Source organism: Bacillus sp. Nf3, assembly GCF_003028545.1.
Taxonomy (GTDB): Bacteria; Bacillota; Bacilli; order Bacillales; family Bacillaceae; genus Bacillus; species Bacillus safensis.
In genome coordinates this window covers 1-514 of record NZ_PYUA01000126.1, presented here as the reverse complement: position 1 = coordinate 514, position 514 = coordinate 1, and the positions used below count along the sequence as shown (strand labels likewise).

The 514-nt window shown below is 59.1% G+C and carries 1 protein-coding gene; it reads right to left on the bottom strand.

Features of this window, described 5'->3' with window-relative positions; translation table 11 throughout:
* Positions 1–96: 96 nt before the first annotated feature.
* Positions 97–495 (bottom strand): 30S ribosomal protein S8, encoded by a 399-nt coding sequence (gene rpsH, locus C9414_RS21165; RefSeq protein ID WP_107164312.1) that lies wholly within the window; start codon positions 493–495, stop codon positions 97–99.
* Between the last annotated feature and the right edge of the window lie 19 nt (positions 496–514).

Sequence of the window (514 nt, the reverse complement as noted above, 5' to 3'; positions counted from 1 at the left end):
CTTGACGGTGACGGATTCGGACTGGACGTTCAGTTCAACCTTACCCAGGTCGACGGGCTTCTTGGCTACGCGGGACATAGTTCTACTCCTTTCGCCTTAGGCCACGAAGCACAGGACTTCGCCGCCGACGCCCAGCTGGCGCGCCTGCGCATCAGTCATGATGCCCTTGGAGGTGGAAATGATGGAGATACCCAGGCCGTTCATGACCTTCGGCAGCTCGCTCTTGCCGCGGTACTGGCGCAGGCCCGAACGCGAGAAGCGCTTCAGGGTCGCGATGACCGGCTTGCCTTCGAAATACTTCAGCACGATTTCCAGCTCGGACTTGTTGTTTTCCAGCTGGGTCACGCGCAGGTCGGTGATGTAACCCTCGTCCTTCAGGACCTGGGCGATCGCAACCTTGATCTTGGACGACGGGGCTTTCACCGTCTGCTGGCCAACCGCAGCCGCATTCTTGATGCGGACCAGCAGGTCGGCGATGGGATCAGTCATGCTCATATGAGTACCTTTGAGTGCA

What these genes read in the sequence shown, in the direction of transcription:
- rpsH (WP_107164312.1), bottom strand. Translation starts at nt 495, where the DNA reads ATGAGCATGACTGATCCCATCGCCGACCTGCTGGTCCGCATCAAGAAT.